Origin of the sequence: Hydrogenophaga sp. (assembly GCF_025699295.1) — a bacterium.
Taxonomy (GTDB): domain Bacteria; phylum Pseudomonadota; class Gammaproteobacteria; order Burkholderiales; family Burkholderiaceae_C; genus Hydrogenophaga.
The window spans coordinates 167,031-193,232 of sequence record NZ_JAILWB010000010.1; the positions used below are offsets into that span (position 1 = coordinate 167,031).

The 26,202-nt window shown below is 68.0% G+C and carries 27 protein-coding genes; 19 read left to right on the plus strand and 8 right to left on the minus strand.

Annotated elements, in window-relative coordinates; translation table 11 throughout:
• Position 1: 1 nt before the first annotated feature.
• Positions 2–1,000 carry a phosphoglycerate mutase gene (locus tag K5880_RS12535; RefSeq protein WP_297652493.1) on the plus strand — a complete coding sequence of 333 codons (999 nt, stop codon included), beginning with the start codon at positions 2–4 and terminating at the stop codon, positions 998–1,000.
• Positions 997–2,733, plus strand: coding sequence for a single-stranded-DNA-specific exonuclease RecJ (gene recJ / locus K5880_RS12540; protein WP_297652495.1), 1,737 nt, complete (start codon positions 997–999; stop codon positions 2,731–2,733). The genes K5880_RS12535 and recJ overlap by 4 nt, the downstream gene beginning before the upstream one ends.
• Before the next feature lie 287 nt (positions 2,734–3,020).
• On the opposite strand, the gene K5880_RS12545 is transcribed toward recJ, so the two are convergent.
• Together K5880_RS12545 and K5880_RS12550 are read right to left on the minus strand one after the other, a co-directional pair.
• Positions 3,021–3,761: a LytTR family DNA-binding domain-containing protein gene (locus K5880_RS12545; RefSeq protein ID WP_297652497.1), complete on the minus strand. Its 741-nt coding sequence runs from the start codon at positions 3,759–3,761 to the stop codon at positions 3,021–3,023.
• Positions 3,762–3,803: 42 nt separating this feature from the next.
• Positions 3,804–4,865, minus strand: coding sequence for a histidine kinase (locus tag K5880_RS12550; protein WP_297652500.1), 1,062 nt, complete (start codon positions 4,863–4,865; stop codon positions 3,804–3,806).
• A gap of 151 nt (positions 4,866–5,016) precedes the next feature.
• Here K5880_RS12550 and argH point away from each other — a divergent pair, with 151 nt between their 5' ends.
• The 4 genes from argH (at position 5,017) to K5880_RS12570 (ending at position 9,679) form a co-directional block, all read left to right on the plus strand.
• Positions 5,017–6,468, plus strand: a complete 1,452-nt coding sequence (gene argH, locus K5880_RS12555; RefSeq protein WP_297652502.1) for an argininosuccinate lyase — start codon at positions 5,017–5,019, stop codon at positions 6,466–6,468.
• Between the two features lie 20 nt (positions 6,469–6,488).
• Positions 6,489–7,376: a LysR family transcriptional regulator gene (locus K5880_RS12560; RefSeq protein ID WP_297652505.1), complete on the plus strand. Its 888-nt coding sequence runs from the start codon at positions 6,489–6,491 to the stop codon at positions 7,374–7,376.
• A gap of 127 nt (positions 7,377–7,503) precedes the next feature.
• The gene (locus K5880_RS12565) at positions 7,504–8,658 is read left to right on the plus strand and encodes a mandelate racemase/muconate lactonizing enzyme family protein (RefSeq protein ID WP_297652508.1); all 1,155 of its coding nucleotides are present in this window, start codon (positions 7,504–7,506) and stop codon (positions 8,656–8,658) included.
• A 28-nt stretch (positions 8,659–8,686) separates the two neighbouring features.
• Positions 8,687–9,679: a tripartite tricarboxylate transporter substrate-binding protein gene (locus K5880_RS12570; protein ID WP_297652511.1), complete on the plus strand. Its 993-nt coding sequence runs from the start codon at positions 8,687–8,689 to the stop codon at positions 9,677–9,679.
• A gap of 20 nt (positions 9,680–9,699) precedes the next feature.
• Here K5880_RS12570 and K5880_RS12575 read toward each other — a convergent pair whose 3' ends face one another.
• Entirely contained in the window at positions 9,700–10,011 is a 312-nt protein-coding gene (locus K5880_RS12575) for a DUF4124 domain-containing protein (RefSeq protein ID WP_297652514.1), read from the minus strand.
• 198 nt (positions 10,012–10,209) lie between these two features.
• On the opposite strand from K5880_RS12575, the gene K5880_RS12580 reads away from it, so the two are divergent.
• The gene (locus tag K5880_RS12580; protein ID WP_297652517.1) at positions 10,210–11,361 is read left to right on the plus strand and encodes an alpha-hydroxy acid oxidase; all 1,152 of its coding nucleotides are present in this window, start codon (positions 10,210–10,212) and stop codon (positions 11,359–11,361) included.
• Here the strand turns inward: K5880_RS12580 and K5880_RS12585 are convergent, their stop codons facing one another.
• Positions 11,362–12,084 (minus strand): SIMPL domain-containing protein, encoded by a 723-nt coding sequence (locus K5880_RS12585; RefSeq protein WP_297652520.1) that lies wholly within the window; start codon positions 12,082–12,084, stop codon positions 11,362–11,364. It lies immediately after the preceding gene.
• A 63-nt stretch (positions 12,085–12,147) separates the two neighbouring features.
• On the opposite strand from K5880_RS12585, the gene K5880_RS12590 reads away from it, so the two are divergent.
• Both K5880_RS12590 and K5880_RS12595 read left to right on the plus strand, forming a co-directional pair.
• Positions 12,148–13,455 (plus strand): DNA polymerase IV, encoded by a 1,308-nt coding sequence (locus K5880_RS12590; protein ID WP_297652522.1) that lies wholly within the window; start codon positions 12,148–12,150, stop codon positions 13,453–13,455.
• Positions 13,415–14,257, plus strand: coding sequence for an enoyl-CoA hydratase-related protein (locus tag K5880_RS12595; RefSeq protein ID WP_297652524.1), 843 nt, complete (start codon positions 13,415–13,417; stop codon positions 14,255–14,257). The genes K5880_RS12590 and K5880_RS12595 overlap by 41 nt, the downstream gene beginning before the upstream one ends.
• Before the next feature lie 33 nt (positions 14,258–14,290).
• Here the strand turns inward: K5880_RS12595 and K5880_RS12600 are convergent, their stop codons facing one another.
• Positions 14,291–14,716, minus strand: coding sequence for an Lrp/AsnC family transcriptional regulator (locus K5880_RS12600; protein WP_297652526.1), 426 nt, complete (start codon positions 14,714–14,716; stop codon positions 14,291–14,293).
• A 121-nt stretch (positions 14,717–14,837) separates the two neighbouring features.
• Between K5880_RS12600 and K5880_RS12605 the strand changes: the two genes are divergently transcribed.
• The 7 genes from K5880_RS12605 (at position 14,838) to K5880_RS12635 (ending at position 20,781) form a co-directional block, all read left to right on the plus strand.
• Complete coding sequence (locus K5880_RS12605; protein ID WP_297652528.1) at positions 14,838–15,908, plus strand: ornithine cyclodeaminase; 1,071 nt, start codon at positions 14,838–14,840, stop codon at positions 15,906–15,908.
• A 49-nt stretch (positions 15,909–15,957) separates the two neighbouring features.
• Entirely contained in the window at positions 15,958–17,019 is a 1,062-nt protein-coding gene (locus K5880_RS12610) for a histone deacetylase family protein (protein WP_297652532.1), read from the plus strand.
• Positions 17,020–17,160: 141 nt separating this feature from the next.
• On the plus strand, positions 17,161–18,111 hold the full coding sequence (locus K5880_RS12615) for a DUF3034 family protein (protein ID WP_297652535.1): 951 nt from the start codon (positions 17,161–17,163) through the stop codon (positions 18,109–18,111).
• Positions 18,112–18,134: 23 nt separating this feature from the next.
• The gene (locus K5880_RS12620) at positions 18,135–18,605 is read left to right on the plus strand and encodes a group 1 truncated hemoglobin (protein ID WP_297652538.1); all 471 of its coding nucleotides are present in this window, start codon (positions 18,135–18,137) and stop codon (positions 18,603–18,605) included.
• Between the two features lie 22 nt (positions 18,606–18,627).
• Positions 18,628–19,287, plus strand: coding sequence for a plastocyanin (locus K5880_RS12625; RefSeq protein WP_297652541.1), 660 nt, complete (start codon positions 18,628–18,630; stop codon positions 19,285–19,287).
• A 131-nt stretch (positions 19,288–19,418) separates the two neighbouring features.
• Positions 19,419–19,991, plus strand: a complete 573-nt coding sequence (locus K5880_RS12630; RefSeq protein WP_297652544.1) for a sigma-70 family RNA polymerase sigma factor — start codon at positions 19,419–19,421, stop codon at positions 19,989–19,991.
• A 10-nt stretch (positions 19,992–20,001) separates the two neighbouring features.
• Positions 20,002–20,781: an anti-sigma factor gene (locus tag K5880_RS12635; protein WP_297652547.1), complete on the plus strand. Its 780-nt coding sequence runs from the start codon at positions 20,002–20,004 to the stop codon at positions 20,779–20,781.
• Positions 20,782–20,799: 18 nt separating this feature from the next.
• Here K5880_RS12635 and queF read toward each other — a convergent pair whose 3' ends face one another.
• Genes queF through yaaA form a run of 3 tightly spaced genes read right to left on the minus strand, consistent with a single transcriptional unit; the run spans position 20,800 to position 23,320 of the window.
• A complete protein-coding gene (queF, locus tag K5880_RS12640) occupies positions 20,800–21,645 on the minus strand; it encodes an NADPH-dependent 7-cyano-7-deazaguanine reductase QueF (RefSeq protein WP_297652550.1) in 846 nt (281 codons plus the stop codon).
• Entirely contained in the window at positions 21,642–22,538 is an 897-nt protein-coding gene (locus K5880_RS12645; RefSeq protein ID WP_297652553.1) for a 2OG-Fe(II) oxygenase, read from the minus strand. The genes queF and K5880_RS12645 overlap by 4 nt, the downstream gene beginning before the upstream one ends.
• Positions 22,535–23,320 carry a peroxide stress protein YaaA gene (gene yaaA, locus K5880_RS12650; protein ID WP_297652555.1) on the minus strand — a complete coding sequence of 262 codons (786 nt, stop codon included), beginning with the start codon at positions 23,318–23,320 and terminating at the stop codon, positions 22,535–22,537. Before yaaA ends, K5880_RS12645 begins: the two co-directional genes overlap by 4 nt.
• A 273-nt stretch (positions 23,321–23,593) precedes the next feature.
• Between yaaA and K5880_RS12655 the strand changes: the two genes are divergently transcribed.
• The 3 genes from K5880_RS12655 to K5880_RS12665 are packed head-to-tail and all read left to right on the plus strand — an operon-like array spanning position 23,594 to position 26,149.
• A complete protein-coding gene (locus K5880_RS12655) occupies positions 23,594–24,208 on the plus strand; it encodes a VOC family protein (protein ID WP_297652557.1) in 615 nt (204 codons plus the stop codon).
• Positions 24,209–24,221: 13 nt separating this feature from the next.
• Complete coding sequence (locus K5880_RS12660; RefSeq protein WP_297652560.1) at positions 24,222–25,955, plus strand: FAD-dependent oxidoreductase; 1,734 nt, start codon at positions 24,222–24,224, stop codon at positions 25,953–25,955.
• A complete protein-coding gene (locus tag K5880_RS12665) occupies positions 25,952–26,149 on the plus strand; it encodes a DUF2783 domain-containing protein (RefSeq protein WP_297652562.1) in 198 nt (65 codons plus the stop codon). The genes K5880_RS12660 and K5880_RS12665 overlap by 4 nt, the downstream gene beginning before the upstream one ends.
• Positions 26,150–26,202 lie beyond the last annotated feature (53 nt).

The following is a 26,202-nucleotide window of genomic DNA, read 5'->3' on the forward strand; positions in this document are numbered from 1 at the left end:
CATGCCCGCTTCCCACCCGGTCTCCGAGCCGCCCATGCACCTGCTGGTTCCCTTTGCCAGCGCCAGCGACCCCGCCTGCCGCGCGGCACTGCCCGGCCTGCAACTGCCCCGGCTCACCACATTGCTGGCCGCACTGGTGCCCGTCTACACCGACGAGGGCGATGACCACAGCCTGAGCCCGCCGCACGAGCGCGCACTGGCGCAAGCCATCGGACTGGTGCGTGCCGATGGCTGCCCGTTCGGCGATGGCCTGATTCCCTGGGCCGCCCTGGAAGACGTGCAACCCGACACGCCACAGGCCTGGTTCACACCCTGTCATTTCCAGGTCGGCATGGAGCAGGTGACGCTGCTGCCGGCCGATCAACTCGAACTCGGCGATGAACACGCCCGCGCGCTGTTCGACGCCCTGGCCCCGTACTGCACCGAAGACGGCATCACCCTCACCTACGTGAGCGCCAGCCGCTGGCATGCGCGGGGTGAACCGCTGCGCGGCATCGCCTGCGCCAGCCTGGACCGCGTGGCTGGCCGTTCGGTGGAGGCCTGGATGGCCGGCAGCTCGGCGAACCCCGCCGGCGGCCAGTTGCTCAAGCGCCTGCAGAGCGAGGCCCAGATGCTGTTCTACACACACGCCGCGCACGATGCACGCGAGGCCGCGCGTCAGCACGCGGTCAACGGGTTCTGGGTCAGCGGCGCCGGCGCGCTGGACCATCCCCTCACGCGGCAGCCTCGCCCCACCCAGCCCGACGGCCTGCGCCGCGCCGCGCTGCAGGCCGACTGGAACGCCTGGCAACAGGCCTGGGCCGAACTCGACGCGGGCGAGATCGCGCAATGGCTGGCGCGCGCACGGCGTGGCGAGCCGGTCACGCTCACCCTGTGTGGCGAACGCACGGCCCGGCGCTGGACGAACGCCGCCCCCCCGAGCGCAGGCGCGCGCATCGGCCGCCAGTTCAAGAAGCTGCTGGGCACGCCCCCGGCCTGGAAGACCCTGGAAACCCTATGAAGATCATCACCCGTGACGTTCCCCCGCGCGCCGCCTGGGCGCTCGAACAGGGCGGCCTGCACCCCTTGCTGGCGCGCCTGTTCGCCGCGCGCGGCATCACCAGCACCGACGAGCTCGACGACGCGCTGGCGCGCCTGCTTCCCCCCAGCTCGATGCTCGGCGCGCAGGACGCGGCGCATGCGCTGGCCGACGCCATGGCCGCGCGGAAAAACATCTGCATCGTGGCCGACTACGACTGCGACGGCGCCACCGCCTGCGCGGTCGGCCTGCGCGGCCTGCGCCTGCTGGGCGCGCCACTGGGTTTCGACCGCGTGAACTATCTCGTGCCCGACCGCGTCACCGACGGCTACGGCCTCACGCCCGCCATCGCGAAGCGCGTGAAGGCGCAAGGCGCCGACGTGCTGGTGACGGTGGACAACGGCATCGCCAGCGTGGATGGCGTGCGCGCCGCGCGCGAACTCGGCCTGCAGGTGATCGTGACCGACCACCACCTACCGGCACTGAAGGATGGCGAGGTCGCACTGCCGCAGGACTGCATCATCGTCAACCCCAACCAGCCCGGCTGCCCGTTCGAAAGCAAGTCCATCGCCGGTGTGGGCGTGATGTTCTATGTGCTGCTGGCGCTGCGCGCCGAGCTGCGCGAGCGCGGTGTGTTCACGGCGCAGGAACAACCGCGCATCGACGCGCTGCTGCCGCTGGTGGCGCTCGGCACGGTCGCCGACGTGGTGAGGCTGGACGCCAACAACCGCCGGCTCGTGGCCCAGGGGCTCAAGCGCGTGCGCGCGGGCGCCATGCCACCGGGCATGACGGCGCTGTTCAACGCCGCCGCGCGCAAGCCCGCGGCGGCCACCGGTTTCGACTTCGGCTTCGCGCTCGGCCCGCGCCTGAACGCGGCCGGGCGCCTGGCCGACATGACGCTGGGCATCGAATGCCTGACCACCGACGACGCGCTGCGCGCCGACGAACTCGCGCGCACGCTCGACGGCATCAACCGCGAGCGCAAGGCCATCGAGGGCGACATGCGCGAGCAGGCGCTGCTGATGGCCGAGGAGATGTTCGACGAATCCGAGGAACCACCGCCCGCGCTGGTGGTGTTCGACCCCGACTTTCACGAAGGCGTGGTCGGCATCGTGGCCTCGCGCCTGAAGGACAAGTTGCACCGCCCCACCTTCGTCTTCGCCGCCAGTGGCGCCGAAGGCAAGGAGCACGAGCTCAAGGGTTCGGGCCGCTCGATCGCCGGCTTCCACCTGCGCGACGCGCTCGATCTGGTGGCCAAGCGCCATCCGGGCGTGCTGCTGCGCTTCGGTGGCCACGCGATGGCCGCGGGCTGCACCATCGACGAAGAACACCTCGACACGTTCGAGGCCGCCCTGCAGCAGGTGGCGCACGAATGGCTGGACGCCGCCACGCTGCAGCGACGCATGGAGGCCGACGGCCCGCTGGACCCGAAGTACCGCCGTCCGGACCTGGTGGACACGCTGCACCAGGAGGTGTGGGGCCAGGGTTTTGCGCCGCCGGTGTTCAGCGAGGAGGTGCAGGTGGTGTCGCAGCGGCTGGTAGGCGAGAAGCATCTGGCGCTGAAACTCAAGCACCAGGGCGAGCCGGTCGACGGCATCTGGTTCGGCCATACCGAGCCTTTGCCCGAGCGTGTGACGATTGCGTTTCGCCTCGACGCGGACGAATGGCAAGGGCAGCGGCGGGTGCGGTTTCTGGTGGAGGCGGCGGAGGTCTGAGGGATTTCGTTCGAAGACCTCGCTGGCACGAGGGGGTGTGGCACTCTGTTCCGCTCATGTCCCCCGGCCCGGCTGCGCCGGCCCTCCTCCTTGACTTCGCTACACAGAGCGCCACACCCCCTCGTGCGGGCGGCATCCAGGCGCACCACCAGCCGAGTGCCAGAGAGGTCATTGCCGGCCCGGGTGACCGGCGCAGCGAAGTCAAGGGGGGGGCGGGCGAATGCCGCCGGGGGAAATGAGCGGAGCCGGTCACCCCGGCCGGCAATGACCGGAGCAACGAACAACGTTCAACTCATGAGCGCTTCACGCACCGCCGCAAGCTGACGCCGGGACACCGCCAGGCGTTCGTCCACCCCGTCGAGCCGCACCGTCCAGCCTTCGCCCTCGACCGGGTCGTTGTGCTTCTCCACCGCCCGCACCGCGCGGCGCGAGACCAGCGCGTTGCGGTGCACACGCACGAACAGGTGGGCGTAGCGCTGCTCCAGGTCGCTGAGCGCACCATCGAAGATGTGTTCCTTGTCCGCTGTGCGCACGGTGATGTACTTCAACTCTGCCTTGAGGTAGATCACGTCGGACAACGCCACGCGTTCGCTGCGGCCGCGCTCCTGGATGATCAGGCTCTCTGGCAGTCCGTTGTCCTGCGTGTTCTCGGCCGCACTGCGCAGGCGCATCACCTTCTGCAGCGCCTGCTGCAAGCGCTCGCGCCGCACCGGTTTGGTGAGGTAGTCGATCGCCTCCAGCTCGAAGGCGTGCACCGCATGCTCCGCGTAGGCAGTGACGAAGACGATTGCGGGCGGGGCAGCCATCTCGCGCAAGGTTGAAGCCAGCGCCATGCCATCCACGCCCGGCATGTGGATATCCAGCATCACCAGATCGCAGCCGGTGCGCTGGATCTGCTCCATCGCCTGCACCGCGTTCGACGCCTCGCCCACCACATCTGCGCGGGGCTCGGTGCACTCGCCCAGCAGGGTGCGCATCCGCGATCGCGCCAGCGCCTCATCGTCAACGATCAGTACCTTCAGTGTCATGTCACGCTCCGTTGCCAGACCCGGTTCGGTTCCAAACCCCGCTTATACCGGTATTTCGAGCCTTACCTGAAACACGCCATTCACCAGTGCGCTCTGAAAGCGGCCCTGCACGTCGTGCAGCAGCGTCAGGCGCTGGCGCACATTGTCCAGCGCCAGCCCGTTGCCGCGCCGCCCACTGCCCGCCGGCACGGTGTTGGTGACCTTGATCACCACCACGCCGCCGCGGCGCTGGGTGCTGATGCGCACCACCGCGCCGCTGGCGCTGGGCTCGACGCCGTGCTTGACCGCATTTTCCACCAGGGGCTGCAGGATCAGGGGTGGCAGCTTGGCCTTGGAAGCAGTCTCGTCCACGCTCCACTCCACCCGCAACCGCTCGCCAAAACGCACCTGCTCGATCGCCAGGTAGTGCTCGGCCAGTTCCAGTTCCTGCCACAGGGGAACGGCCTCCTTGGCATCGGCCAGTGCATGGCGGAACAGCTCGCTCAGGTCCTCCAGCAGGCTCTCGGCCTTGGCAGGTTCCTCACGCACCAGGGCAATGGCGCTGTTGAGTGTGTTGAACAGGAAGTGCGGACGGATGCGCGCCTGCAGCTCGGCCAGCCGCGCCGTGGTGCCGGCCGGGCCGCGCGCCCGGGCACGCCACATCAGCGCGGCCACGAGCACCGCGGACACCAGCGCGCCCGAGGCCGCGCTGGCCAGCCAGGGCGAGGGCTCGGCCAGGCCCATCCAGACCAGCAGCGCACAACCATAGAGCCCGCTGAGGGCGCCGAAGCCGATGGCCGCGCTCCATTGCCCGGCCATGGGCAGCAAACCCAGCTGGCGCTTGAGGCCGCATACGGTCAGCAGCCAGGCCAGCACCGCCGGCAATGCCGCGCCGGTGTAGATCGCCATCTGCGTGATCCAGGCCACGAAGCTGTGCGCACCGAACAGCGCGGCCACAACCACGATCGCCTGCACGAACAGCACCGCGCGCAGCACGGTGCCGACCTGGCAGGTGTCGAACACCTGGACCCGCGCGCGCAGGTGCTCGGGCATCTCCGCGATCGGACGCGCGCCGGCCGCATGGGCCAGTTCCTGGAAGCTCGATAAAATTCTGGAATCTTTCATGGGAAGCGAATCCGTCCGCGGGTCGGACGCCGTGAGGGTCTGTACAGGGGCACGCTGCGCCACCAGGCGGCCCGGGCTCTCTGTCTTGCCGAACACCCATGCCGGGCGGGCATCCGCTTCCTCCACTTCCCTTCAAGCCGCTGGCAACACCATGTCCACCAACCAACTCGACAAGAAATCCGAAGCCTGGTCCGCCCTATTCTCGGAGCCCATGAGCGAGTTGGTCAAGCGATACACGGCCAGTGTCTTCTTCGACAAGCGCCTCTGGCAGGCCGACATCACCGGCAGCCTGGCCCACGCGGAGATGCTGGCGCACCAGGGCATCATCGGCGCCGCCGACCTCGAATCCATCCAGCGCGGCATGGCGCAGATCACCTCGGAAATCGAGAGTGGTGAATTCGAATGGAAGCTCGACCTGGAGGACGTGCACCTCAACATCGAGGCCCGCCTGACCCAACTGGTGGGCGATGCCGGCAAGCGCCTGCACACCGGGCGCAGCCGCAACGACCAGGTCGCCACCGACGTGCGCCTGTGGCTGCGTGGCGAGATCGACCTCATCGTGCCGCTGCTGAACGAATTGCAGACTGCCCTGGTGGATGTGGCGGAGCAGAATGTCGACGTGATCCTGCCCGGCTTCACCCACCTGCAGGTCGCACAGCCGGTGAGCTTCGCGCACCACCTGCTGGCCTACGTGGAAATGTTCTCGCGCGACGCCGAGCGCCTGGCCGACGTGCGCCGCCGCACCAACCGCCTGCCGCTGGGCAGCGCCGCGCTGGCGGGCACCACCTACCCGCTGGACCGCGAGCGCGTGGCGCGCACGCTGGGCATGGTGGACGACAGGGGCGAACCGCAGGTGTGCCAGAACAGCCTGGACGGCGTGAGCGACCGCGACTTCGCGATCGAATTCACCGCCGCGGCCTCGCTGTGCATGGTGCACGTCAGCCGCTTCAGCGAAGAACTGATCCTGTGGATGAGCCAGAACTTCGGCTTCGTGAAGATCGCCGACCGTTTCACGACGGGCAGTTCGATCATGCCGCAGAAGAAAAACCCCGACGTGCCCGAGCTTGCGCGCGGCAAGACCGGCCGCGTGGTCGGCCATCTCATGGGCCTGATCACGCTCATGAAGGGCCAGCCCCTGGCCTACAACAAGGACAACCAGGAAGACAAGGAGCCGCTGTTCGACACGGTGGACACGCTCAAGGACACGCTGCGCATCTTCTGCGAGATGGTCGGCGGCCAGTTGAACCCGGCCACCGGCGCCAAGGAAGGCGGCATCACCGTCAACGCCGTGGCCATGGAGGACGCGGCCCGCAAGGGTTACGCCACCGCCACCGATCTGGCCGACTACCTGGTGAAGAAAGGCCTGCCGTTCCGTGATGCGCACGAGACCGTGGCGCACGCGGTCAAGGCCGCCGTGTCGCACAACTGCGACCTCTCGGAGCTGCCGCTGACGGTGCTGCAGGGCTTCAACGCGTCGATCGGGAAGGACGTCTACGAGTGCCTGAGCCTGCGCGGCAGCCTGGAAGCGCGCAACACGCTGGGCGGCACCGCGCCCGCGCAGGTGCGCGCGCAGATCGCGCGCCACCGCCGGCGCCTGGGCTGAGGCCCGTCCCAGGCCTCGACATGCACGAATCGATTGACCTGGGTACCTTGCGCGTGGTGGTGGCCGCCGCCGACCTCGGATCGATCAGTGCGGCCAGCGAACGCCTCCGTCTGGCGGTGGCCGCCGCCAGTTCGCGCATCACGGCGCTGGAGGAGTCGCTCGGCTTCCGGGTGTTCGAGCGCTCATCGCGCGGCGTGCAGCTCACCCCGGCGGGCCAGATGCTGGTGCAACGCAGCCGCGCGCTGCTGACCGACGCCGACCGCCTGGCGCAGCACCTGCAGGGATACAGCCAGGGCCTGCAAGGCCATGTGCGGGTGCTTGCCAACACCTCGGCCTTGCTGGAAGTTCTGCCCCAGCGGCTGGAACGGTTCATGAAGACACACCCCCTGATCCGCATCGATCTGGAAGAGCGCGGCAGCCCGGAGATCCCGCTGGCCCTGATCGAGGGGCGAGCGGACTTCGGCGTGGTTGATCTGCCGGTGCCACCTGCGGGCCTGGCGTTCACGCCTTTGTTCACCGACACGCTGGTGCTGCTCGCGCCACGCTCGCACCGCCTGGCAACCCGGCGCCGGTTGCGCCTGGCCGATGCGCTGGACGAGCCTTTCATCACGCTCAACGATGGCACAGCGCTGTCGAACCGCCTGCTGGCTTCGGCCGCCGACGCAGGCAAGCCACTGAACGTGCGCATGCGCATGCGCGGCTTCGACGCAGTCTGCCGCATGGTGGCCGCCGGCCTGGGCGTGGGTGTGCTGCCGCTGGAAGCGATCGCGCCTCAGTTGGCGCACCTGCCGCTCACCGCGGTGCCTCTGTCCGACCCCTGGGCTCGGCGCACGCACCACATCGCCACCCGCACCGACGCCCCACCCGCGCCCGCCGCGCGCACGCTGATCCGCGCCCTCACGCGCTGAGGCCAGTCTTCGCGTTTCGCGAAAGCCGCCTTTGGCGCATGCCATTGCCGGCCACCGCGGTCCGTTCCTACACTGCCCGCCATACCCCAAGAAGCACAAGCGCCACCACGGTGGTGCTGGAGACCCCATGAAAATCGCCCGCGTCAGCGCCACGCCGCTGAATCTGCCCGTCACCGTTCCGATGGCCAGCGGCAGCAAGAGCACCAGCCTCTCGGTCTGCATCGTCACCATCGAAACCGATACCGGCCTCATCGGCACCGGCATGACCGCCATCACCGAGGAAGAGGTGATCGGCAGCATCGTCAACGACATCGTCGCGCACCACCTGACCGGCATGGACCCGATGCGCCATGAGCAGGTCTGGGACCGGCTCTACTGGCTGCTCACGCCGCGCGGCCAGTCGGGCTATGCGAGCCATGCCATCGCTGCCATCGACCTGGCGCTGTGGGACATCAAGGGACAGGCACTGGGCGAGCCTTGCTGGCGGCTGCTGGGCGGCGCGCGCGCCGAGGTGCCGGTGTACGCCACCTTTGGATTCGCCTTCTTTGACCGTGACGAGCTCGCCGCCGCCGCACGCGACTGGGTGGCGCGCGGCTTCACGCGGCTGAAGATGACGGTGGGACACCACGCCCTGCAGCGCCGCGACGAACCGCGGCCGCTGGACCAGGTGATCGCCGAGGACGTGCAGCGCATCCGCGCGGTGCGCGAGGCCGTTGGTCCCGATGTCCAGATCTACATCGACGCCAATTGCAGTCTCGACTACTTCCACGCGCTGTCGCTGGCGCAGAAGGTGGAGCCCTACGACATCAGCTTCTTCGAAGAGCCGGTGTCACAGAACGACATCCCCAACCTGGTCAAACTGCGCGGCAAGACCTCCATCCCACTGGCCGCGGGACAGAACGAAGGCCTGGCCTCGCGCTTTCGCGACCTGCTGGTGGCGCAGGCGGTGGACGTGGTGCAGCCCAACGCCTGCATCAGCGGTGGTTTCACGCAGTGCGGCCGCATCGCGGGCATGGCGGCCGCGTTCAATACGCGCTTTGCCAACGGAGGCGCCTGGCCCCACCACAACATGCACCTGCATGCCGGTCTGGCCAATGGCTCGCTGGTCGAATACCACTCGGTGGCCGTGCAGTGCTGTGAACTGGTCTTCGACGACCTGCCCAAACCCGAGCGCGGCATGTTGCGATTGCCCGAAACACCGGGACTGGGCTTCAAACCGGATCCGCAACGGCTGGCCGAACTCGCGAAGCGCCCTGGCTCGCGGGGCGCGGGCAAGGCCTGAAGAACACACCACGACAAAGGAGACAGACATGCAACACGAAACACACGGGATCTCTATGGGCCGCCGGTGCGCGCTCGCCCTGGCGCTGGCCGCCACCACGCTGGGCACCAGCGCCTGGGGGCAGAACTGGCCGTCCAAGCCGGTGCGCCTGGTGGTCGGCTACTCAGCCGGCGGTGGTGTAGACGCCATGGCGCGAATGATCGCGCCGCGCATGTCGGCACTGCTGGGCCAGCAGGTCATTGTGGACAACCGAACCGGCGCGGCGGGACTGATTGCCGGCGACACGGTGGCGCGCGCCGCGCCCGATGGCTACACGCTGATGCTGGGAGACAGCTCACTGCTGATCGCGCAGCACCTGCAGCCGCGCATGAGCTTCGACCCGATCAAGGCCTTCACGCCCGTGGCGGGCGTGTTCACGCTGCCACTGGTGATCGTGGCAAACAACGACGTACCCGCAAGGACACCGGCCGAGCTCGTGAAGCTGCTGAAGGACAACCCTGGCCGCTACTCGTACGCCACATCGGGCGTGGGCACCGTGCACCATCTCGGTTTCGAAATGCTCAAGGGCCAGACACGCAGCTTCGTCGTGCACATCCCGTACCGGGGTGCGGCGCAGATCGTGCCCGACGTGATGAGCGGCCAGGTGCCCATCGGCGTGGTGAGCGCGGCCTCGGCCATCACGCAGGCCCGTGCTGGCAAGCTGCGCGCGCTGGCCGTGATGAACCCGGTAAAGCTGGCTGGTGCGGAAGACATCGCGCCGCTGTCTGACGCTCTGCCCGGCTTTTCAGCCGTTCCTCGTCTGTACGTGCTGGCGCCAGCGGGCACGCCTGCGGGCATCGTAGAAAGGCTGAGCGACACCTTGCGCGCGGTGATGGAAGCACCCGACATCGTCCAGATCGCCGCGCAGCAGGGCGCGGTACCGGCCTACATGTCGGCCGGCCCGCTGGCCACCGACATCGCGCGCGAGTCCACCGAATGGGGCAAGGTGATCCGGGAACAAAAAATCACCGCGACGCAATGAGTGCCGCCGCCCGGCGGACCTCAGGTGCAGGGATCGGGCTGCGGCACCTCGGTGCAGTGCCTGTATGCCTCGGGCTTGAGACCTCCGCCGACCAAGCGGTACTGGTCGAAACACGCCGCGCTGACCAGGTAGCTGTGCCAGCGGGCCTCGCAGGCGCTGGTGCCGGGCGGCAAGGGGGCACTGGCTGGAACGGCGCGGGCTCGGTGCTGTTCGGGCACATCGGTTCCGTAGATCACCTGGCCGTACTCATCCACCCAGCGGAACACCTCGGCGGACATGGCCGCACCGGACACCACCAGGGCCAGCAACAGGGCAAGGGTTCTGAACACCATGTCCCTGGGATTCTGGCCACGTCCAGGCGGTTCCGCCGTCCGTCTGCCCGCCAGCCGGAGCGCTGCACCAAAAATTTCAATCCGCCCTGTCCCGCTTTCACAAGCCATTTGCAGGGCGCGCGGCTAACATGCGAACCACCCCGGCCGCGCCCGCCGCTCGGCCAACGGCCACGGACAACACACTGGAGACATCCCTACATGACCGTCATCACCAACGTGGAAGACCTGCGCGTGCTCGCACAGCGGCGTGTGCCGCGCATGTTCTACGACTACGCCGATTCCGGCTCGTGGACCGAAGGCACCTACCGCGCAAACAACGAGGATTTCCAGAAGATCAAGCTGCGCCAGCGCGTGGCCGTGAACATGGAGAACCGCAGCACGCGCAGCACCATGATCGGTCAGGACGTAGCCATGCCGGTGGCGATCGCGCCCACGGGCCTCACCGGCATGCAGCACGCCGACGGCGAGATCCTGGCCGCGCGCGCCGCGAAGAAATTCGGCATCCCGTTCACGCTCTCGACCATGAGCATCTGCTCCATCGAGGACGTGGCGCAGCATGCGGGCGAGGGCTTCTGGTTCCAGCTCTACGTGATGAAGGACCGCGCCTTCATCGAGCGCCTGATCGACCGCGCCAAGGCTGCGAAGTGCAGCGCCCTGGTGCTCACACTGGACCTGCAGATCCTCGGTCAGCGACACAAGGATCTGAAGAACGGCCTCACCGCACCGCCGAAGATGACGCTGGCCAACATCATCGACATTGCCAGCAAGCCGCGCTGGGCGCTGGGCATGCTGGGTACGAAGCGCCGCCAGTTCGGCAACATCGTGGGTCACGTGCAGGGCGTGACCGACATGGCCAACCTGGGCGCCTGGACGGCACAGCAGTTCGACCCCGCGCTCAACTGGGGCGACGTGGAATGGATCAAGCAGCGCTGGGGCGGCAAGCTGATCCTCAAGGGCATCCAGGACGTGGAAGACGCGAAGCTGAGTGTGGCCTCGGGTGCCGATGCGCTGATCGTGAGCAACCACGGCGGGCGACAGCTCGATGGCGCACAAAGCAGCATCGAGGCCTTGCCCGCCATCGTGGACGCGGTGGGCAGCCAGATCGAGGTGCACATGGACGGCGGCATCCGCAGCGGCCAGGATGTGCTCAAGGCCCGCGCCCTGGGCGCGCGCGGCGTCTACATCGGCCGGCCCATGCTCTACGGCCTGGGTGCCATGGGCGAGGCCGGGGTGGACAAGTGCCTGGAGATCATCCACAAGGAGCTCGATCTCACCATGGCCTTCTGCGGCCACACGAACATCGAGACGGTGGACAAGCGCATCCTGCTGCCGGGTACTTTCCAGACCTGATCAGCGCAGCTCGTATTCGAACGTGCTCACCACCCGCAGCCGCTTCATGCGCGAACTGCCGTCGTCGAAGTCGTTGCCGTCGTCGCCGGTGATGCGGATCACGCCCTGGTTGGCGTTTTTCAGCGGGCCGAGTCCGGCACCCGCCTCGGCGGCGAACTTGTCGGCCTGCTCGCGCGCGTTGCGCGTGGCCTCGGCCAGCAGCGGCGCCTTGGCGTCGTTGAAGCCGCGCAACTGGTAGCGCGGGCCGCCACGCCCCTCGTTGTCGCCACCGAGCTGAATGCCGTCCTGGATGAGTGGGTCGACCGCGCGTGCGGCGGCCTCGACCTCGGTCACACGCGCCGACTTCACCAGCACCTGGCCGGTGCCGTTGAAGCGGAACGGCTGGTTGGCTTGCGCGTACTCGCGGGCGTACAGGTCCTGCACCTGCAGCGGCCTGGCCTCGACCTCGGCCTCGCTGAAACCCCGCGACTTCAGGAACGCCACCACCTTGTCGCGGTCGGCGGCCAGGGCCTTTTGCACGCCACCGAAATCGTTGCCGGCGCGGCGAAAGCCCAGGGTCCAGATCGCAAAGTCGCTCTCCACACTTTTTTCGGCCAGGCCCTTGACGGTGACCGATCTGTCCGACATGCGAAAGCGCTCCAGGCCCTGCCCCACGGCGAAACCGGCCAGGGCCATGCCCAGGGCCACCAGCAGGGCGGTGACGAGGCGGGAAAGGCTGTTCATTCAATGTCCTCCTGGGCTGCGAGCCAGCCCTCGGCCAGCGGTACCCGGCATGGTAATCCCGCTATGCTCGCTGCCGTGAGCGAGTCCTCTTCCCCGCCCCCGACACGGCGCATTGCGCACCTGGACATGGACGCCTTCTTCGCGTCGGTCGAGCTCCTGCGCTACCCCCAGCTCAAGGGCCTGCCGGTGGTGATCGGCGGCGGGCGACGGCGCGAGGACGACCTGCTGGCGCAGGTGCGCAAGGCATTTCCCGAGCGCGAATGGACCGATTCCGACCTGGACCGCATCCCGGTCGACTTCTTTCCCCGGCTGGAACACTACGTGGGCCGCGGCGTGGCCACTACGGCGACCTATGCCGCACGCCAGTTCGGCGTCGGATCGGCGATGGGCCTGATGAAAGCCGCGAAGCTGTGCCCGCAGGCCATCCTGCTGCCGGTGGACTTTGACGAAGTGCGCCGCATCTCGCGCCTGTTCAAGAGCACCATCCGCGAGATCGCGCCGGTAATGGAAGACCGCGGCGTGGACGAGGTCTACATCGACTTCACCGACGTGCCCGGCGGCCAGCGCGAGGGCGGTCGGGTGCTCGCGCGGCTGATCCAGAAAAGCATCTTCCAGACCACGGGGCTGACCTGCTCGATCGGCGTGGCACCCAACAAGCTCATTGCCAAGATGGCGAGCGAGTTCAACAAGCCCAACGGCATCAGCATCGTGCAGGCAGAGGACCTGCAGGCGCTGATCTGGCCGCTGCCCTGCCGCAAGATCAATGGCGTCGGGCCCAAGGCCGATGCGAAGCTGCAGGGCCACGGCATCCACACCATCGGCGATCTGGCGCAGCGCGAGCGCGGCTGGCTGATTGAAAACTTCGGCAAGAGCTACGGCGCCTGGCTGCACGAGGTGTCCTGGGGCCGCGACGAGCGCCCCGTGCAGACCGAGAGCGAGCCTGTGAGCATGAGCCGCGAAACCACCTTCGACCGCGACCTGCACGCCACGCGCGACCGCGCCGAGCTCGGGGCCATCTTCACGCGCCTGTGCGAGCAGGTCGCCGACGACCTGCAGCGCAAGGGCTATGCGGGCAAGACCATCGGCATCAAGCTGCGTTACGACAACTTCCAGATCGTCACGCGCGATGTGACCATCGGGCACTTCACGGCGGACGCAGCGACCATCCGCCGCCAGGCCGGCCTGTGCCTCAAGCGCGTGGACCTGGGGCGGCGCATCCGCCTGCTCGGCGTGCGCGTGGGCAAACTCGTCAAACCCGGGACAGACGGCAGCGTGTCGCAGGTCTACAGTGAGCCGGCTTCACCACCCCCAACACGAGACAAGTCCCGCCATGACCGCAACGACCTGCTTTTCCCTGAGCTCGACGGATAGCGTCGCCCACCTGGTGCTGAACCGCCCCGCCGAACTCAACACCATGCACCCGACCTTCTGGCGCGAACTCGACGAGGTGCTCACCCGGATCCACAACGAGGGCACGGTGCGGGCGCTGGTCATCAGCAGCACCGGCAAACACTTCAGCGCCGGCATGGCGCTGGAGACCTTCGCGGGTGCCATCAGCATGGACGACCAGAGCCCCGAAGGCCGCGCCGCCATCTTCGACCTGCTGACCGACATGCAGGCCACGTTCACGAAGCTGGAGAACCTGCGCATCCCGGTGATCTGCGCCATCCAGGGCGGCTGCATTGGCGGCGCGGTGGACATGGTCACGGCCGCCTGCATCCGCTACGCGAGCGCCGACGCCTTCTTCTGCATCCAGGAGATCAACATCGGCATGGTGGCCGACGTGGGAACGCTGCAGCGCCTGCCCAAACTGATCCCGTTCGCGGTGGTGAAGGAAATGGCCTACACCGGCCGGCGCCTGCCCGCAGCGAAGGCGTTGGCCTATGGCCTGGTCAACGAGTTGTTCGACACCCACGAAGCCACGGTGGCCGCCGCGCTGCAGTGCGCGAAGGAAATTGCCACCAAGCCGCCGGTGGCGATCTGGGGCACCAAGCAGGCCGTGACCTACGCGCGCGACCACTCGGTGGAGGACAGCCTGCGCCAGATGGGCTGGCTACAGGGAGCGGTGTGGAGCAACGCGCATGTGCGCGAGGCAATCACCGCCATGAAGGACAAGCGCGCGGGCGACTTCGCGCCGCTGAGCTCGCTGCAGTCATTCAAGTCGCTGGGCTGAGCGCTGGCGCGTCGGGCAGGACAGGCCGGCGGGTCAGGACAAGCGGTACGTCGCCAGGTGCAGGCTGGTCTCGGTGCTGCTGATGCCGCGGATCAGGCGGATGCGTTCGAGCACCTGCGAAAGCTCGGTCAGGCTGGTCGCGCGCAGCTCGGCCAGCAGGTCCCAGCGGCCATTGGTGTCATGCAACTCTGCCACGCCCGGCTCACCCAGCAGGCTGGCAATGACGGCGCGGGTCTGGTTCCCTTCCACCGCCACGCTCATCCACGCGCTGATGCCGGTGGGTTCGGCGTCCGGCCGCAGGCGCACCGTGTAGCCCACGATCACCCCTGTGTCTTCCAGCCGGGTGATGCGGTTGGTGACGGTGCCGCGCGAGACGCCGAGCGCCTTGGCCAGTGCCGCCACGTTGGTGCGCGCGTCCTTGCGCAGCAAGGAGATCAGCTGTTGGTCGAGGGCATCCATATGTGCATTATGTTATCCAACACTGACGTATTGCCAATTTTCTGCCGTAATTGATACAGAGTTGTCGATTTACATTGACGCGGAGGCTTGAGAGACTGGGTGCATCTGCAAGGACATCCCCATGAACACCCCCACCTCCCCCGCCCTGCCCACCCTGTTCCTGAGTGCCCAGGATGTGGCCACGCTCGTCCAACGCATCGGCCTGCCCACTGTGCTGGAACGCATGGCCAGCACCCTGCACGCCGACTACCTGCGCTGGCCGGCGTTTGACAAATCCGCGCGCGTGGCCAGTCACTCGGCCGACGGCGTGATCGAGCTCATGCCGATCGCCGACGACACCACCTTCGCCTTCAAGTACGTCAACGGCCACCCGAAAAACACCCGCAGCGGACTGCCCACCGTCATGGCGTTCGGCGTGCTGGCGGACGTGGCCACCGGTGTGCCTCTGCTGCTGAGCGAACTCACGCTGACCACCGCGCTGCGCACCGCCGCCATGTCGGTGGTGGCCGCGCGCGCCCTGGCCCGCCCGGACAGCCGCCGCATGGCACTGATCGGCAACGGCGCGCAAAGCGAGTTCCAGGCCCTGGCCTTTCACCACCTCATGGGCATTGACGAGGTCCGCCTGTACGACACCGACCCCGCCGCCACGCGCAAGCTGATGGCCAATCTGGCGGGCCTGCGCGGCCTGCGCCTGATCGCGTGCGAGAGCAGCAAGCAGGCCGTGCGCGGCGCCGACATCGTGACCACCGTCACCGCCGACAAGACCAACGCCACCATCCTCACGCCCGAGATGATCGAACCCGGCATGCACGTCAACGGCGTGGGCGGCGACTGCCCCGGCAAGACCGAGCTGCACGCCGATGTGCTGCGCCAGGCCGGGGTGTTCGTGGAGTACGAACCTCAGACCCGCATCGAGGGCGACCTGCAGCAATTGCCGGCCGACTTTCCCGTCACCGAACTCTGGCGCGTGCTGGCCGGCCGGGCGGACGGCCGCACGGACAAGGCGCAGGTGACGGTCTTCGACTCGGTGGGCTTCGCGCTGGAGGACTATTCGGCGCTGCGTTTCCTGAAGGAAGCGGCGGGTGAACTGGGCCTGGGCCAGGCACTGCCGCTGGTCCCTGGCCTGGCCGACCCGAAAGACCTGTTCGGGCTGCTGCACCGCGCACCTACTCCACTGGCGCTCGCCGCATGAGGTCGCCGCTTTCGCTAGGATGAGCGGCCTCCCTCACGATCCGCCTTGCATGAAGACCTTCCACAACCCCCACCACGCCGGCCACGCCGGGCAGCAGGAAATGTTTCGCGGCCGCATGGTGCCCTGCCATGAGGTGCCCGCGCGGCTGGATTTCGTGCTCGCCGAGATGCAACGCCGCCCGCTCGGCCCGCTGACCCCGCCGGCGGTGGACGATGCCACGCTGGACATCGCCATCGCGCGCGTGCACAGCGCGCGCTACCTGGACTTCCTCGCCCGCGCCTGGGACGACTGGGTGGCGATGGAGCCGGCGAACGCGCAGCGCGACGCCCTGCCCTCGGTCTGGCCGCTGTCCAGCCGCCACGGGTTCCGCAACGACGTGCTGCCGGGCAACTTCGCCGCACGCCTGGGCCTGTTCGCGTTCGACTCGGGTTCGCCCCTGACCGCCGGCACCTGGGCCGCCGCCCGCGGTGGCGCGGCCTGCGCACTGGCTGCGGCCAACGCGGTGGCACAGGGCGAGCGCAGCGCGTTCGCGCTCACCCGCCCCCCTGGCCACCACGCCGGGCCGGACTTTCTGGGCGGTTACTGCTTCCTGAACAACGCAGCGATCGCCGCGCAGGCGCTGCGCGATGCCGGCCACGCCAGGGTCGCCGTGCTGGACGTGGACTACCACCACGGCAACGGCACACAGACCATCTTCTACGAGCGCCCCGACGTGCTCACGGTCTCGATCCACGGCGACCCGGCGACCGAGTACCCGTTCTTCCTCGGGCACGCGGACGAGCGGGGCGCGGGTGAAGGCACGGGTTTCAACCTCAACCTGCCGCTGCCACGCGGCACGGGCTTTGCGTCCTGGCGCGCCACGCTGGACACCGCGCTGCGGGCCGTGCGCGACTTCGGCGCCAGCGCGCTGGTCGTTCCCATGGGCCTGGACACCTTCGAGGGCGACCCGATCTCGGGTTTCACGCTCCAGAGCGCGGACTACGCCGCCATCGGCGCCGCGCTGGCGGGCGCCGGCCTTCCAGCCGTGTTCACCTTCGAAGGCGGCTACGCGGTGGACGAGGTCGGCACCAACGCGGTCAACCTGCTCGAAGGCTTCCAGCAGGCCTCCTGAGACGCGGACGGCAAAAAAGGCCCTGGTGTGACAGCCTTCACACCAGGGCCTTTTTGTGTGTCGACCTGAATCCAGTGGGCGGCACGGCGCGTAACCAGAAGGCCAACAACACCCTTCTGCCACTTCACGAGCCACAGCCCCATGAAACACCAGTCCAAAAAATCCCCTCACCACAGGGCCCTGCGCCTGCTGCCTCTGGCCGCCACCGTCGCGCTGCTGTCGGCCACGCCGGGACATGCCGACACCGGCAAGCTGCTGCTCACCGGCGGCGTGAGCAGCGTGGAAGGCGCTGCCGGCGGCGGCATCTCACCCTGGGCCGTGATCGGCAGCCAGGCCACCGAAGGTGAAGTGGGCGTGTCGGCGTTCGCGAGCCGCGCCGTGACGCGCGACTACGGCCTGAGCGCCTACGGCGTGGCCGTGGGCATCCACGACCGGTTCGAAGTCTCGGCAGCGCGCCAGGACTTCAACACCGGCAACACCGGCACCCTGCTCGGCCTGCCCGGTCTGCATCTGAAGCAGGACGTGCTGGGCGCGAAGTGGCGCGTCGCGGGTGACGCCGTGCTCGACAGCGACAGCCTGATGCCGCAGATCGCCGTGGGCGTGCAGTTCAAGAACCTTCAGTCCAGCGGGCTGGACGGCACGCTCGACACGCTGGGCGCGAAGCGGCGCGGCACCGATGTGTATGTGAGCGCCACCAAACTCTTCCTGGCGCAGGGCATTCTGGTCAACGCCATGCTGCGCGCCACGCAGGCCAACCAGGGCGGCCTGCTGGGTTTCGGAGCCCGGCTCGGCGGTGCCGACAACGGCTACGAGCTCCAGCCCGAGATCTCGGTGGCGTATCTGGTCAGCAGCAAGCTGGCAGTGGGTGTCGAATACCGCGCCATGCCCAACAAGCTCGAGCGCGCCGGCCAGGCTGCGGGCCTGGGCGACGGCCTGCGTGGCGACGACTGGATGGATCTCTTCATCGCCTACGCGCCGAGCAAGAACGTCTCCCTGACCGCCGCCTATGTGGACCTGGGCCGCATCGTGCCCGCAACCACCCAGCGGCGCAAACAGACCGGTGTCTACCTCTCGGCCCAGATCGCATTCTGAACAACCTCTGCACAGGCTCCACCATGAAACACCTCATCACCGCCACCGCCCTCACCCTGTTCGCGCTCTCCAGCGGTGCTCTGCTGGCCCAGACCCCCGCGCCGAGCACCGCCAGCGCCTACCCCGTCGCCCCCGCCCCCGGCCTGTACCAGGCCTTCGGCGAGCAGGCCGGCATCCGCAGCCTCATGGACGACTTCGTGCAACGCCTGCGCGCCGACCCGCGCATCGGTGACCAGTTCAAGGACACCAACCTGCCCAACCTCGCGAAGTCGCTCGGTGACCAGCTCTGCCAGCTCTCGGGCGGCCCCTGCGTCTACAAGGGCCCGGACATGAAAACCGCCCACCAGGACCGCGACATCACCAAGGCGCATTTCAACGCCCTGGTCGAGGTGCTGCAGGACAGCATGAACGCGCGGGGTATTCCTTTCACGCGGCAGAACCAGATGCTGGCCCTGCTCGCCCCCATGCACCGTGACACCATCACCGTGCGGTGAAGACTGAACGGACCCACCCGCCATGACCTCCCGCGCCACGCTGGCCACACTGCTGGTTTCGTCCCTGCTGATGCCCCTGGCCGCGACCGCGGCGACCATACAGGTGGCGGTGCTCGCGCGAGATGGCCTGCCACTCGCCGACGCCGTGGTGGTGATTGAGCCGCTGACGGTCAGCCAACCCGTCGCGCCCCTGCCGGCACAGGCCACGATCCAGCAACTCAAGATGCAGTTCGTGCCCGGTACCAGCGTGCTGCCGGTGGGTTCGCGCGTGAGATTCGTCAACCTCGACAGCTGGGACCACCATGTGCGTGGCGTGCCCGCTGGCCTGACAGGTCTCAACGCGGGTCCTGACGCGGGCTTCGAACTGCGGCTGGACGGCCAGGCAGCCGGCAAGGACGCTGCCGTGGTCGATGTGACACTGACCAGAGCCGGCGCCATGCAACTGGGCTGTCACCTGCACAGTTCCATGCGAGGCTTCATCTTCGTGACCGACTCGCCGTGGGCCGTCAAGACCGACGCGCAGGGCATGGCGATGCTGCGGGATGTGCCCGAGGGTGCGGCACGCCTGCGCGTGTGGCACGGGGAGCAGATCGTCGAACCCGCACCCGGCACGCTCACGGTCACCAGCGTCACGGCGCTGACCGTTCCCACCCAGGTCCAGCCGCGCAGGAGACGGCCATGAAACACCCCGTTCGACACCCCGACGCCCGTGCCCGTGTGGTGCGCGCTGGCGCCGTACTGCAATGGGCATGGAGCCGCACCCCGAATGCACCGGGCAGAACAGAGGTACCAGGCCTGCCGCACAATGCGGCCATGACACACAGCCCCGACGAAGCCCTCATCGCCCTGATCGACCGCGTGGCGCTGCGCGATGAAGCGGCTCTGAAGGCGCTGTACGACACGGTGTCGTCCAAGCTCTACGGGCTCGCGCTGCGCGTGGTGAACAAGCACGAATGGGCCGAAGACGTGTTGCAGGAGACCTTCCTGCAGATCTGGCGTTCGGCCGCCGACTACCGTGCCAGCCTGAGCCCGCCCATGGCCTGGCTGGGCATCATCGTGCGCAGCCGATCGCTGGACTGCCTTCGCCGGCGCAGCGCCGAGCGCGCCCACCTGACAGACGAGATCGACGACGTGATGGCCGACACGATGGAAGGCCCTTCCCCCAACCCCATGGACGTGAGCCTGGCCAGCCAGCAGGCGTGGGCGCTGCACCAGTGCCTGGGCAAGCTGGAGAGCCGCCAGCGCGAGGTGGTCAGCCTGGCCTATCTGCGCGACCTGAGCCACAGCGAACTGGCCGAGCAGCTCAAGCTGCCGCTGGGCACCGTCAAGACCTGGATCCGCCGCGGACTGGAGCAACTGCGCACCTGCATGGCGCGCTTTGCCTGAGGACCCCGACATGAACCTCACCCAACACCCCGAACTGCTGGACAAACTCGCTGCCGCCCACGCCCTGGGCACTCTGCGCGGTGGTGCGCGCCGTCGCTTCGAGGCCATGGCGCGCGAACAGACACCAGTGCGCGCCGCCGCGCTCGTGTGGCAAAGCCGCGTGGCCAGCATGAATGAGCTGCAGCTCCCGAGCGAGCCCGCACCTGCCGTGTGGACGCGCATCGAGAACCTCGTGCGCGCCGACCGGGAGCAGCACGCCATGGCCGCCGCGCGCGTGGCCCCCGTGAAATCGCAGACCGGTGGCTGGCTTCGCAGCCTCGCCTTGTGGCGCGGCACCACCGCTGCCGGCGCTCTGGCCACCGTGCTGGCGGTGGTCACCGCCGTGGGTCTGCGCGACGACCTGGGCACGCAGATCGGCGAACTGCAGGCAAAACTGGAGGCAACGCCCGCCATCGAGTACGTGGCCGTGCTCAACGACGACCAGGCCAGCGCCTCCATGCTGGTGACCTTCGATCCCAAGAGCAAGAAGCTGACGCTGCAACGCGTGGGCGGCTTCCAGGAAGCGGGCGACAAATCGCTGCAACTCTGGGCGCTGCCACCCACGGGCGGGCCGCGCTCACTCGGTGTGCTGGGTCAGGACCGCCTGCTGCAGCTGACGGCGGGCGAAGCCGATGTGCGCGAGGTGCCGGCGCTGGCGATCAGCCTGGAACCCAAGGGCGGCGTGCCCAGCGAACGCGGCCCGACCGGGCCGGTGCTGTTCAAGGGCGCACTGATCCAGAAGATGCTGTAACCCACGCGCGCGGTACGGCTACTGCCGCGCGGTGCGCACGTTGGCCGGTGGTGGCTGCGGGTGGCTGCTGCGCCAGGGGTTGATGTCCAGCCCGCCGCGGCGCGTATAGCGCGCGTAGACCGAGAGCTTGGCGGGTTTGCAGCGCTGCCAGATGTCCATGTAGATGCGCTCGACGCACTGCTCGTGGAACTCGTTGTGGTTGCGAAAGCTCACGATGTATTGCAGCAGGCCGGCCTGGTCGATTTGCGGTCCGCTGTAGGCGATCTGCACACTGCCCCAGTCGGGCTGGCCCGTGACGAGGCAGTTGCTCTTGAGCAGGTGGCTCACCAGCGTTTCGTCCACGGGTTTTTCATCGAAGGCGGCCGTGAGCAGTTCGGGCGCGGGCTGGTACTGCGTACATTCCACGTCGAGCCGGTCGAGCAACAAGCCGCTGAGTTCGTGCACCGGCTCGCGGTCGAAATGTTCGGGCAGCAGGAGCTTCACACCGGCGTTGGCCTGCACCGGCCCACCCTGCCAGATGGCGGCGCTCACGTCGTCGCGGATTCGCTCGCGCACCGCGTCGGCACTGGCGAACGGCGTGTTGTTGAAGCTGTTGAGGTAGAGCTTGAACGATTTGCTCTCGACGATGTGCGTGCTCTCGCAGGGCACCGTGATGTGCGCCAGCGCCACCTGTGGCTTGCCGCGCAGGTTGAGCCAGCTCAGCTCGAACGCGGTCCACAGGTCCGCGCCGAGAAAGGGTACGCTGCCGGTGATGCCGATCTCGCGCCGCTTGGCCTCGCGGGGCAGGGGAAACAGCAGCGAGGCGTCGTACTGGTCGATGTAGGCCGAAGCTTTGCCGAGTTGCGACAGTTCGGGCGTGTTCACACGAACTCCCGTTCTCTGAGCCACTTGGTGGCCACCCACTTCTCGCCCTCGATGACTGGCGCGCCACCATGCAGCGTGCGGGTGGATGGGTGGGCACGGTCATAGCTGAAGAACACCGCGTTGCCACGCACGGGCGCGACTTCCAGGCCCACGTCGGGGAAGGTGGTGCCACCGCCGCGCGCAGGTTCGTTGAGATACATCACCAGCGTGGCCACGCGCTGGCCGCCCCGTTTGAGGATGGTGGGCGTGCCGGGTTCGGCGGGGTCGAAGTAGTCGTAGTGCGGCTTGTACTCGGCGCCCGGCTTGTAGTTCAGCACCTGGAAGCCTTCACCGTTCTCCAGCGGCCAGTTCAGCAGCCGTGCGATGCGGGCTTCGACGCGCGCCACCTCGGGCGTCTGCCCGCGCGTGAAGAACATGCCGCTGCTGGTACGGTCTGGGTTGAGTTCCTCGCCGCCCGTCTTGGTCTCCACCGTCAGGGAGCGCGCCAGGTGCGGGCGGGCGGACTCGATCAGCGCCTCGCACTCCTCGGCACTCAGCAGATTGCCCAGCACCACCACGCGCGGATGGTTCAGCGTGGCGATCACGTCCACCAGCCGGTCACCGGCATCGATCTGGTGCGGCGCGCGGCTCAGATCCAGGTCGGGGACGGGGACGCCGGCAGAGGACGACGCGGCCTGGAGCTGATCGGGCGGCGACTCCGGCTCGGCTGCCTGTGGTCTGACCACGGCCTGGGTGCGCAGGTGTTCGTGCAGCGTGCTCTCGAGCGCGGCCACGGCGACCGACTCCTGCCAGCCGGAAGCCATCATGGAGGCCAGCACCACCTCGGGTGCAAAGCCGGCGGACGCCTGCTCGATGATCCAGCGGCGCAATTCGGGGGTGACGGTCTGGCTCATGGTGGCGAGGCCTTCTGTTCGCGGCGGAACACCAGCCGGTCGGGCGACGACGCGGCGGGCACGAACCGGTATCCCTCAAGGTCGAAGCCCTTGAGCTGCTCGGGGGTGGTGGCGCGGTGCGTCACAGCGTACCGCACCATGAGGCCGCGCGCACGCTTGGCCATGAAGCTGATGACCTTGTAGCCATCGGCCTTGCGCTCCTCGAAGGCACACGTGATCACGCGCGGCAGCAGCGCCTTGCGGTCCACGGCCTTGAAGTACTCCTCGCTGGCGAGGTTGATCACCACCGGACTGCGGTCGGCCCGGGCCCGCTTGTTCAGGTACTCGGCAATCTGGTTGCCCCAGAACTCGTAGAGGTTCCTGCCGGCGGTGGTCTTCAGCCGCGTGCCCATTTCGAGCCGGTAAGGCTGCATGCGATCGAGCGGGCGCAGTACGCCATACAGGCCACTGAGGATGCACAGGTGCTGCTGCAACCAGTCCAGTTCGGACTCGCCGAGCGTGCGGGCATCGAGCCCGCCGTAAACGTCACCGTCGAATGCGAGCACCGCCTGCCGGGAGTTCTTCTCCGTGAACCGGGGCCGCCAGGCCTGGTAGCGCGCGACGTTCAGCCCCGAAAGCGCGTCGGACAGGTTCATCAGTTCGGCGATCTGCCGCGGCGACTTCTCGCGCAGGACCTCGATCAACGCCGCCGACTGCTTCACGAACAAGGGCTGCGTGTGTGTGGCGACGCGCAGCGGCGTCTCGTAATCGAGGGCCTTGGCGGGCGAGATCAGGAAGAGCATCTTGGATGGGCAACGGGTCGGAAACAAGGCGCGCCTGCAGGCACAAGAGGCGCGCGCCGGGGAAACGTGGATTATCGCCAACGCAGATCGCACCAGGACCGCTGGAACACAAACCACGCGCCAGGCACCCCGGCGGGTCGTCGACAGGGCTGGGGGATTGCCTCAAACTGGAGTGCGCTGCAGGCCTATTCAATTACGATAAGAGAAATGCGTTGCATAATGGTGAACGCTTATTCCCCCGCGCCCGCATCCGACGACCTTCAGGAGACCGACATGCCGACCCCCGCCACCCTGCCCGCTCCCGCACCGATCCAGCAGCTGCACCACTACGCCTACCGGGCCAGGGACGCAGAGGAAACGCGCCGGTTCTACGAGGACATCCTGGGCCTGCCGCTGTACCACATCATCCAGAGCGACGTCGTGCCCAGCACGGGCGAGTACTGCCCCTACACGCACTTCTTCTTCCGCCTGCAGGACGGCTCCTTCATCGCGTTCTTCGACCTCGGCGACGACGAGGCCGCGCTGCCCAGCCCCAACACGCCCAAGTGGGTCAACCACATCAGCTTCCGCGTCAATACCGAGCAGGAGCTGGAGAACACCAAGGCACGCCTGGAGGCCAGCGGCATCGAGGTGCTTGGCGTGACCGACCACCACATCTTCAAGAGCATCTATTTCTTCGATCCGAACGGCATCCGCCTGGAACTCACCGCGCAGCTGGCCGACGAATTCGAGATGCTCGAGGAAAGCAAGACCGCGCACGCACGTCTGGCCGAGTGGACCGCGCGCAAGGAGGTATGGCGCCGCGAGCGTGCCGAAGGCAAGAGCTCAGCGCCCCTCAAGCCGCAGCGAAACGACCGCCCCGAAGTGGTGGCGCGCTCACAGTCCTGAGCGGAGCAGGCACATGTCCTTTTCGGCCTATCGCGACACCGCCCTCACGAACAGCTATGAGTTCACCAGCGGCGCCGGCTACGTGCTGCCGGAGTACCCCTTCGTTCCACCACCCGAGTTGCAAGGCCTTGCCACCGTGCGCCACCCCATCGTGATCGTGGGCGGCGGCATCACCGGCCTGACGCTGGCCTGCTCACTGGCGCGCCTGGGCGTGCGCGCCGTGCTGATCGACGAGGACAACACCGTCGGCGTGAAGGGCGCGTCCTCTCGTGGCATCTGCTACACGCAGAAGTCGCTGGAGATCTTCGAGCGTCTGGGCATCTTCGAGCGCATCGCGGCCAAGGGCACGCAATGGAGCGTGGGGCGCACCTTCGCGGGCGAAGACGAGGTGTACAGCTTCGACCTGCGCCAGCAGGGCAACTTCCACCTCTCCTGTCAGCCCCCCTTCATCAACATCCAGCAGTTCTACATCGAGGCCTTCCTGGTCGACCGCATCCAGGAACTCGGCGGCATCGACCTGCGCTGGCAGAACCGCCTGACCGCTTTCGAACAGAACAGCGAGGCCGCCACGCTCACGGTGGAGACACCCGCCGGCAGCTACCGCATCGAGGCCGAGCACGTGATCGACGCCACAGGCTCGCACAGCCCGCTGCGCAAATGGCTGAACGTGCCGTTCGACTCGCGCCGCGGCGACGACCGCTGGTGCATCGCCGATGTGCGTTTCAGCACCCAGCCGCCCACCGAGCGCCACACCTGGATCGAAGCCCCGTTCAACGAGAACCGCGCGGTCTGGCAGCATCTGATGGCCGACGACGTCTGGCGCATCGACTACCAGATGGCCCCCAACGCCGACCCCGAGTACGTCAGCCGCGAGGACGTGGTGCGCGAGCGCCTGGCGCGCCAGTTCGGCAAGGACGTGGAGGTCGAAATCGTCTGGGTCGGGCCCTATGCCTACCGCAGCGAATGCGTGCACGCCATGCGCCATGGCCGCGTGTACCTGATGGGCGACTCCGCCAAGGTCGTCAGCCCGTTCGGCGCGCGCGGTGGCAACACGGGGGTGGCCGACGCCGACAACCTGGCGTGGAAACTCGCCGCCGTACTGCGGGGCAAGGCCCATGCGGCCCTGCTTCAGAGCTACGACGAGGAGCGCCTGGAGGCGGCCCAGCAGAACGTGTGCGTGACCAACCGCACCGCGCGCTTCCTGCGCCCGGCCGAAGGCAGCGAGCGCCTGTTCCGCCAGGCGGCCATCGGCCTGGCGCGCCAGTACCCGTTTGCGCGCAGCTTCATCAATACCGGCCGCATGGCCGTCGCCAACCCCTACAGCCGCTCCACGGCCTGCGCCTATGCACAGGGCAGCGCCGCGGGCCAGTCGGTGCAGAACGTGCAGTTCCAGTGGGCCGATGGCAGCCGCGGCCAGGTCAACGACCTGCTGAACTGGGCCGCCGGCGACCTGCTGCTGCTCGTGTTCGGCGATCTCCCCGCCACCGCCCTCCAGCGGCTGCGCCGCCTCTGCCTGGACGCGCCGGTGCGCAGCGTTCAGGTGCTGGGCGCCGATGCGCCCGGGCAGGCGATCGAACACGTCCGGGACCCCCGGGGGCACCTGCAGGGTGCCTGCCACGTGTTCGGTCACGCCTGGGCGCTGGTGCGCCCCGACGGCTATCTCGCCGCCAGTGGCGAAACCATCAACGCCCAACTGGTCGCGGCCATCGAGCGCTCGCTCGGCCTGCGCGGAGACAAACAGCCATGAAACTCACCCCCCAACTCCAGGACCCCGATGCCTTCTACGAACAGCTGCTCGACGCCCACGCTGGCCTGAGCCGCGAAGACGCCGAACTGCTCAATGCGCGGCTGATCCTGTTGCTGGCCAACCAGATCGGTGACGCGCGGGTGCTGGCCGACTGCATCGCCGCCGCCCGCGAGCTGCCGGTCGCGGCCGCCTGAGGAGGTGGTCGAATAAAATCGACGACTTCCCTGCCCCTTGACGGCATCCTGCG